3 protein-coding genes are annotated in these 3,565 nt (G+C 74.1%); 2 read left to right on the plus strand and 1 reads right to left on the minus strand.

What is annotated here, in order from left to right:
- Positions 1–3: 3 nt before the first annotated feature.
- Positions 4–1,419, minus strand: coding sequence for an NtaA/DmoA family FMN-dependent monooxygenase (locus tag RWM17_RS13110; RefSeq protein WP_314104349.1), 1,416 nt, complete (start codon positions 1,417–1,419; stop codon positions 4–6).
- A 133-nt stretch (positions 1,420–1,552) separates the two neighbouring features.
- Between RWM17_RS13110 and RWM17_RS13115 the strand changes: the two genes are divergently transcribed.
- A complete protein-coding gene (locus RWM17_RS13115; protein WP_314104351.1) occupies positions 1,553–2,470 on the plus strand; it encodes an ABC transporter ATP-binding protein in 918 nt (305 codons plus the stop codon).
- Positions 2,471–2,638: 168 nt separating this feature from the next.
- Positions 2,639–3,460, plus strand: a complete 822-nt coding sequence (locus RWM17_RS13120; RefSeq protein ID WP_314104354.1) for a hypothetical protein — start codon at positions 2,639–2,641, stop codon at positions 3,458–3,460.
- Positions 3,461–3,565 lie beyond the last annotated feature (105 nt).

The following is a 3,565-nucleotide window of genomic DNA, read 5'->3' on the forward strand; positions in this document are numbered from 1 at the left end:
CGCCTAGCGCCGGTACGTCGCCGCCGGGTGCGACGCCGGGAGGCGCGGCCCGCCCCCCGTGTAGCGCTCGCGCAGCGTCTCGCCCGGCACGTACGCCTGGCGCACGCGGCCGCGACGGCGCAGCTCGGGCACGACCAGCTCGACGAAGTCGCGCAGCGTGTCGTAGGAGTGGTACTGCCGCAGGTTGATGCCGTCGATCCCCTCCTCGTCGAGCCAGCGCTCGATCTCGTCGGCGACGACCGTGGGTGTGCCTGCGACGAAGAACGCGCCGCCCCAGGCCTCGTCCACGCTCGCGATCAGCTCGCCGACGGTGATGTCGAGGGGCAAGGAGGCGGCCCCCGGGTGCTCGAGGCGCCCCTCCGCCACGAGGGCCTCGCGCACCGTTGTCGCGGGGTCGTGCGACGGCGCGTCGAAGGGCACGCTGCGGTGGACGAGCGCGCCCTGCTCGCTGGCGAACGACCGGTAGAGGGCCAGCTTCTCCGCCACCGCTTCCTCGGTCTCGGCCGTGATCACGCCGGCCTGCACGATGAAGCGGACGTCCTCGGCCGCCCGTCCCGCCTCGACGGCCGCGGCGCGGGTGGCCTCGGCGACACGGGCCACGGCACGTCCGCCGGTGAAGACCACCTCGGCGTTGCGGGCGGCCTGCTCGACACCCGTCGGCGACGCGGTCGCGAGGAACAGCACGGGCGTGCGCTGGGGCGACGGCTCGCTGAGGTGCGGCCCGGCGACCTTGTAGAAGCGGCCCTCGTGGTCGATGGTGTGCACCTTCGACGGATCGGTGTACACACCCGAGCCGGGCACGAGGCCGTCGGCGGACGGGTCGGCGACGACGGCGTCGTCCTCCCACGAGCCCTCCCAGAGCTTGTAGAGCACGTCCAGGTACTCGGCCGCCCGGGCGTAGCGCTCCTCCTTCGGGATCTGGTCGTCGAGCCCGAAGTTGCGCGCGGCCGACGGCAGGTACGAGGTGACGACGTTCCAGCCGACGCGGCCGCCCGTCAGGTGGTCGAGCGTCGACATGCGGCGCGCGAACGCGAAGGGCGGCTCGTAGCTCGTCGACGCGGTGACGCCGAAGCCCAGGTGCTCGGTCACCGCGGCCATCGCCGGCACGACGAGCATCGGGTCGTTCGCAGGCGCCTGGATCCCCTCGAGCAGGGCCGGCGCCGGGCTGTCGCCGTAGACGTCGTAGGTGCCGAGCACGTCGGCGAGGAACACGGCGTCGAAGCCGCCCTGCTCGGCCAGCCGCGCGAGCTCGGTCCAGTAGCGGATGTCGGTGTACTCGCGACGGTGGTTGCCGGGGAGCCGCCAGAGGCCGTGCGTGATGTGGCCGACGCAGTTCATCTCGAAGAGGTTGAGGATCAGCCTCTTCTTCGGGGCGGCGGCGGTCTCGGGCGGGGGCGTCGGGGCGGTGTCGGCGGTCACCTGCTCGACACTGCCACAGGCCGGAGGCGCGGGCCGAGCCCGATGACTCCCCGCGACGGGCGGCACTGCGGTACCACGACGACGGCACCGTGCTCCGACGAGGGCGACGAGACTGCTCCGTAGCGTCGTGACCATGATCGAAGCCAGCCACCTCACCAAGCGCCACGGCGCCTCCCTCGCCGTCGACGACGTCTCGTTCACCGTCGCCCCGGGGGCCGTCACCGGGTTCCTCGGGCCGAACGGCGCCGGAAAGTCGACCACCATGCGGATGATCGTCGGCCTCGACCGACCGACCTCGGGCACGGTCACCGTGAACGGGAAGCGGTACGCCGACAGCCCGGCTCCCCTGCAGGAGGTGGGGGTCCTCCTCGACGCCGGAGCCGTCCACCCCGGGCGCACGGCCCGCGACCACCTGCGGACCGTGGCCCGCACCCACGGCATCCCCGAGCGCCGCGTCGACGAGGTCATCGGCCTCGCCGGCCTCGAGTCCGTCGCCCGGCGGCGCGCCGGCACCTTCTCGCTCGGCATGGGCCAGCGGCTCGGCATCGCGACCGCCCTGCTCGGCGACCCCGACACGCTCGTGCTCGACGAGCCCGTGAACGGACTCGACCCCGAGGGCGTCATCTGGGTGCGGCAGCTCTGCCGCTCCCTCGCCGCCGAGGGCCGCGCCGTGCTGCTCTCCAGCCACCTGATGAGCGAGATGGCCCAGACGGCCGACCACCTCGTCGTCCTCGGCCGGGGCCGGGTCATCGCCGACGCCTCCGTCGCCGACGTGCTCGCCGGCCAGGGAGGCGGCAGGGTCGCCGTCAGGACCGACTCGGCCGGCCAGCTCGAGGCCCTGCTCCGCCCGCTCGGCGGCACCGTGACCCACCTGTCCGCCGACCGTGTCGAGGTCGCGGGGCTGACCGCCGAGCAGATCGCCCGCGCGGCCGCGCCGGCCGGCGTGCTGCTGTTCGAGCTGACGCCCACCCAGACGTCGCTCGAGGACGCCTTCTTCGGCCTCACCCACGACTCGGTCGAGTACCGGTCCGGGTCGAGGACTCAGGCGTGATGAACGGGGCCGCCTCGGGGACGGGCGCTGCCGGGTCCTCGTGACCGACGCCTCCTGAGTCCTCGACCTGACTCGGCCCCGCAGCTCCGACCTGCGCCCGCTCGACCCCCTCCTCTCCCCCACCTCCTTCCTCGTTCCTCGCCCCTCCCTCCCGATCGGAGACACCTCGTGACCACCACCACCGCACCCCTCCTCAGCCCGCTCGACCGAGCACCACGCCTGACCTTCGCCCGCGTTGCCTGGTCGGAGCGGACCAAGCTGACGAGCGTCCGCTCGACCTGGCTGATCGCCGCCCTGACCGTCGTCCTGTCCGCTGCGGCGAGCGCCGCCGTCGCCCTCACCGACGCCTCCGACCCTGCCGGCGCGCTGGCGGGCGGGGTGGCGACCACCCTCCGCACGATGGCGCCGGCGACGACGGTCGGTGAGCTGTTCGTCGCCGTGCTGGTCGTGCTCTTCGTCACCCAGGAGTTCGCGACGGGCCAGAAGCGGACCACCTACTCCGCCGTGCCCCGGCGACTTCCGGTGCTCGCGGCGAAGACCCTCGTCGCGGCCGGCGCCGCCGTCGCGCTGTCGGTCGCGTCGTCGGCCGCGGCGTGGGCCGCGTCGAGCCTCGTGCTGCGGGGCACGGGCCTGCGGACGTCGCTCGTCGACCCCGCCGTGCTCCAGGCCGTCGGCGCCGCGGCGGCGTGGCTGGCCGTGCTCACCGTGTTCACCGTGATGGTCGCCACCCTCGTCCGCAGCTCGGCCGGGGCGATCGCCATCGTCCTCGGCGTGCTGCTCGTGCTCCCCGTCGCGGTGGTGCTGCTGACCGCCGGCCAGGACGTCGACTTCTTCGCCCTGCTCCTCACGTACGCTGAGACGACCATGAGCCACGTCTTCTCCGGCACGGAGCCCGCCGCCGACCTGGGCCGCGACCTCGCCGTCCTCGCCACGTGGCTCGTCGTGCCGACCGCTGCAGCGACGTGGGCGACTGCGCGTCGCGACATCTGAGATGAGGTCACGGCGCGCCTCCTCGCCGTCCGGGCCTGACGACGTGCACGGGCCTGCCAGGGCGCCGGCACCGGGCGCCGGGTCGCGCGCGACGGCGGCCGCGGC

The sequence above is a fragment of the uncultured Frigoribacterium sp. genome, assembly GCF_963515265.1.
GTDB lineage: Bacteria > Actinomycetota > Actinomycetes > Actinomycetales > Microbacteriaceae > Frigoribacterium.

What these genes read in the sequence shown, in the direction of transcription:
- RWM17_RS13115 (WP_314104351.1), top strand. Translation starts at nt 1,553, where the DNA reads ATGATCGAAGCCAGCCACCTCACCAAGCGCCACGGCGCCTCCCTCGCC.